Source organism: Streptomyces sp. NPDC047515, assembly GCF_040643055.1.
GTDB lineage: Bacteria > Actinomycetota > Actinomycetes > Streptomycetales > Streptomycetaceae > Streptomyces.
On record NZ_JBEYTM010000134.1, the window covers coordinates 1 to 4,330 of the forward strand.

The 4,330-nt window shown below is 67.5% G+C and carries 3 protein-coding genes and 2 pseudogenes; 2 read left to right on the forward strand and 3 right to left on the reverse strand.

The window, feature by feature from the left end; genetic code table 11:
- Positions 1-592 precede the first annotated feature (592 nt).
- Entirely contained in the window at positions 593-1,285 is a 693-nt protein-coding gene (locus ABZ826_RS38865) for an SMI1/KNR4 family protein (protein ID WP_361459253.1), read from the reverse strand.
- Positions 1,286-1,575: 290 nt separating this feature from the next.
- Positions 1,576-2,175 (reverse strand): annotated as a pseudogene (locus ABZ826_RS38870) (LysR family substrate-binding domain-containing protein); the annotation flags it as partial.
- Positions 2,176-2,484: 309 nt separating this feature from the next.
- Here ABZ826_RS38870 and ABZ826_RS38875 point away from each other — a divergent pair.
- Positions 2,485-3,294 carry a serine/threonine-protein kinase gene (locus ABZ826_RS38875; protein ID WP_361459255.1) on the forward strand — a complete coding sequence of 270 codons (810 nt, stop codon included), beginning with the start codon at positions 2,485-2,487 and terminating at the stop codon, positions 3,292-3,294.
- A gap of 325 nt (positions 3,295-3,619) precedes the next feature.
- Here the strand turns inward: ABZ826_RS38875 and ABZ826_RS38880 are convergent, their stop codons facing one another.
- Entirely contained in the window at positions 3,620-3,901 is a 282-nt protein-coding gene (locus tag ABZ826_RS38880; protein WP_361459257.1) for a type I-E CRISPR-associated protein Cas6/Cse3/CasE, read from the reverse strand.
- Between the two features lie 181 nt (positions 3,902-4,082).
- Here ABZ826_RS38880 and ABZ826_RS38885 point away from each other — a divergent pair.
- A pseudogene (locus tag ABZ826_RS38885) lies at positions 4,083-4,241 on the forward strand (IS5/IS1182 family transposase); the annotation flags it as partial.
- Between the last annotated feature and the right edge of the window lie 89 nt (positions 4,242-4,330).

The window sequence follows — 4,330 nt, forward strand, 5'->3', positions numbered from 1 at the left end:
AACGCTACACCGGCAGTTCCGCTCTCATCGCGGGAACGCTCAAGTGGGAAGGGGCCTCCTCCGTTCAGCGGCGTGACGTGGTGGCCAGGCAGCAGGACGGGGGAAGGCACAGGATCGCGTCCGGGCTACATTGCGGCGTGGACCGTGCGGACCGCCCCGAACGCGGCCACCAACCCGGCGCCGGCATAGAAGCCCACAGTGTCCGCGAGGCTGAACGCGCCGCAACCTGGGAGTTGGTGTCGTGGAGGGGGTGTTCACGAGTAGCCGTGACCAGGACCGCGAGGCACTGGCTGAAGATCGCTTCCCGCCGAGCGGGTGATCGTTTCCCGAAACGGAGTCGCTGCAACTCGGGATGCCGGACCAGACCGGCCCAGTGGATACCCGTCGACTCCTGTCCCATCGTCGTCCCGGCACGCTGTCACAACCGTCTGGGATGCTGCGGCCGGCCCGCCCCCCGAGATCGACGAGACCGAGCAGGCAGCGCTCCAGCCGCACCGGCGCCCACCCGCCCATGCGGGCGCCGAGACGGCCCGGGCGGCCGTAGCCACGCCGTCGATGCCGTCGACGGCCGATCCCGCCTGAACCCTGCGGGCTACTCGTCCAGCCAGTCTCCCGGCACGGTTTCGCGCAGGTGTTCCAGTGCCTCCTCGGTCCGGGCCCGGACGTGCAGGAAGACGCCATCGATCTCCCGGATCAGGACCTCGGGACCAACGAACCATCGCAGGTCACGGCCGACACCCGGCAGTTCCTGGAAGAGCTCCTCCAGCTCGGTCCCGTCGTCCTCCATCTCCAGGTAGTCGGTGAAGCCGTCCTCGGACAGGACCACCTCGGACATCACCATCGCGACACAGGCCGTCGACAGGCTCGACTCCCAGGCCTCCCAGCGCTCCTGAGACTTGTCCGCGAGATCGACCCGGATCACGGTACCGGGGTCGTCCTGGGCGAGGTCCTCCAGCGCGATGCCCCAGGAGGCGCAGCCCTGGTTCTCCACCCGGTAGACGAGCGCGCCGTCGGCCACGTAGAGCTCCTCGGGTGTGAGCAGCGTGTCGTGATTGCTCGTCAGGTCAGTCCGGCGCCCGAACAGCAGATAGGCCTCGCGAAGCGCCGTCGGCAGGCATAGGCCCAGACGCTGCTCGGCCGCCGCCACCTCGGCGCTGCTCCATCCGTCGTCCGGGCTGAGCGGCCGCTGCCAGTAGGCGGCGAAGTCGGCGACGAACGGCCAGGTCCTCGCGCGATCCTGCACCGCATCTGCCAAGGCGGTGCAGATGTCGAAGCTCTCAGTCATGCCCGCACCCTACGCCCGGGCGCGGACACCGCCCGTTCGGGGCCGGGTCGGTTGCCACGTACGGGGATTCGCCGGTGTGCTAAGCAGCCGAATCGTGACCTGGGATCCATCTCTGCGGGAACCCGAGGCCCTACCGTGCACGTCCGTCGCCGAGTTGGGTCGGGTGTTCACGAGTGACGGCGGCCTGCGTGAAGGTCGCGCCCTGAAGATCGCTTCCCGCAGGCCGACTGATCGTTTTCCGTCCGCGGTGTCGGTACCGACGACGGGCGCGCCGGCCGGCCGGGGGGCGCTCAGTCGCGGTAGGCAGCCGTCGCGATCCGGACGAACGACAGGATCAGCGGGTTAGCGTCGCCCTTCTTCGACGCCACCACCACCCGACTCGGTGCCATGTCGGCCAGCGGTACGACAGCGAGTTCCACGGGCATCTCGTGCCCGAGCGGCGTCATCCCGACTGTGCCGTTCCAGAGCACGGCCTGCACGCACTCCTGGACACCCCGCACCACCGGGCCCTCGCGGGGCTCGCCGCCGTTCCAGTACGCCCGCCAGATCGGATCGGTGCCGTCCGGGAACTGGAACCAGCGCCTCTCGGCCAGGTCGGCCAGCGTGAGGCGGTCGCGGCGGGCCAGCGGGTCGTCGGCGCGCAGCACCGTGCCCACCGGGTCGGCACGCAGCTGATGTACCGTCAGACCGGTCTCGTCGAAGGGCGCGCGGGTCAGGGCGATGTCGACCAGTCCGGCGCGCAGCCCGCAGGCGGGATCGGTCAGGTCGGTCTCGCGGATGCGGACCTCGACGCCCGGGTGCTGCCGACGGTACGCGGCGGCCAGCCGGGTGACGCCAGGGTCGGTGCTGTCGCCCAGGATGCCGACGGTAATGGTCGCGAGGCCGGCCGCCGTCACCAACTCTGCGAAAGAACCCCATCGTGCACGCCCTTCGTCTGCGCGCCCCGGGAACGTTTGAAAGCGTCCCCGACACCCCCGTTCCCGCCCCGAAACCCGGCCAGGTGATGACGAAGACCTGTTCGACGTCATCGAAGACGCCCAATGCCACAGCCCTGACGTGCCCGGCGAGTTTGGGCGCGGGGGTCTTCTCGCCGGTCACCCATGATCGGTCGAGGTGGAGATCGAGGGCCGCCTGGTACGCGCAGCATGTGATGCGCGAAATGTGCACGGAGTCAGAGAGCGAGTGACATCATGCACGAAATGACGACGCACCCGTTTCATGACGTGACACACGTCGCGATGCTCGGAGCCGCTCTCGACAGGTTGGGCACCGTGTTCCAGAGGTTCGAAGAGCAAGACTCTGGTTGTGTCTCATACGGGCTGCTGGCATCAGGGCAACGTTGGTTCGTGAAAGGCGCGTCGACGCCGCAAGGGATCTCCTCTCTGCGGCGGGCGGTGTCGTTTCACCAGAACGTCTCCCACACGGCCATCGTGCCCCTGATGCATTCCTTCACCACCGACGATGGCCTTGTGCTGGTCTACCCATGGTTGAGCGGTGAGGTTCTCTACCACCCGACCCTCTCACGCCACGGAGGTCGGGCAGCTCCGGACAGCCCGATGGCACGGTTCAGGGCCCAGCCGCTTCCCAGAATTCACGCCGCGCTGGAATCCATCCTCTCTGCCCACCTGGCCGTGGGGAAGGCCGGATTTGTTGCGGTCGACCTCTATGACGGATGCATGTTGTACGACTTCGACGAGCACCGCATGATGCTGTGCGACTTGGACGAATACCGAGTAGGCCCCTTCGTCCTGCGGACGGACCGGTTGCCCGGGTCAACGCGCTATATGGCACCGGAGGAGTTCACGCGCGGATCGCTGGTCGACATCCGGACAACCGTGTTCGCTCTGGGCAGGGCGCTCCGTCTCCTCTTGGACGCTGGTGACGAGGAGAAACAATGGCGAGGAACGCCCGAACAGTTGGAGGTCGTCAGGACAGCGACGGCCACCTCCCCAGAGCGCCGGTTTCCGTCTGTTCACGCGCTCGTCGACGCCTGGCATGCAGCGGCCTGAGCTCGGAGTGAGCCCCGCCGCCTTCGGCGGTGACCGGGAGCGTCCGGCTCGCAGGGGTCGCCGCTACCCCAAATGCCAGGCTGGGAGGGCCGATCTGCCGTGGGCGTCGTAATCCGCCAGTGCACCATGCATTCGGGGCCTGCCTCGCCCGCCGACGACGAAAGGAGGGTGGCCCATTCCCGTATGGGATGGTGTTGCCCCACCAGTGTGGGGATGTGGGAGAGCGCCCTTTCAGGATGCCCGAAAGCTTGGTGCAGCCTCACCGATGTGAGGAGATGACGCTCAACAGCAGCAGAATATACCTGGTGGGAGGGTGTGCTGTGGTTCATTGGACATGCCTTATACGCAGGAGCCCGCACCCGTAGGCCTTGGCCTGTCCCAGGCCTTGCGTCATGGCCTGTTTGAGGAGGTCAGGGACGAGTATGCGGCAGCGTGCCGTCATGTCCCGGTAGACCACGGTGATGCGGTCGCCTGACTGGGCGCGCGTGCCGGTGGTGCAGATGCTTTCGCCGGAATGGATGCGGTCGAGGGTTGTCTCCAGTCCGCCGCGGGCCAGGTAGCCCTGCAGCCAGCGCGAGGCATCGTCGGGGGCCGTCAGAAGCCGTATCTCAACCGGTCATTGAACGTGCGGGTCGAACAGGTTTCCCGCCGGGGTGATCTTCTGGCAGGGCGTGCATGAAGGCAGGGCCCCTTGGTAGCTCGGAGGTGCGAACCAAACCGAGCGGTACCAGGAGGCCCTGTTGTCACATGTGTACGCGGTTGCGCCTGTCGATTTCAACTCGCCCGTCGTGTCGTGCGATTGCCTCGCGCACGTGTACGGCAACGCCGGCGATCATCCCGACCGGCAGCGCCGGTACCCGTCGGACATGACGGACGCGGAATGGGCGGTGGTGCGGCCCTTGCTGCCCACGCCGTCCTGGCTGGAGGGCCGGGGCGGGCAGCCTGAGAGCCTGTCGGGTGGCTGATCATGCGTGATGCGTGACGGTCGTGATCTGCCCTCCGGGCATGGAGACGGCCCCGGAATGATCACGTGGTG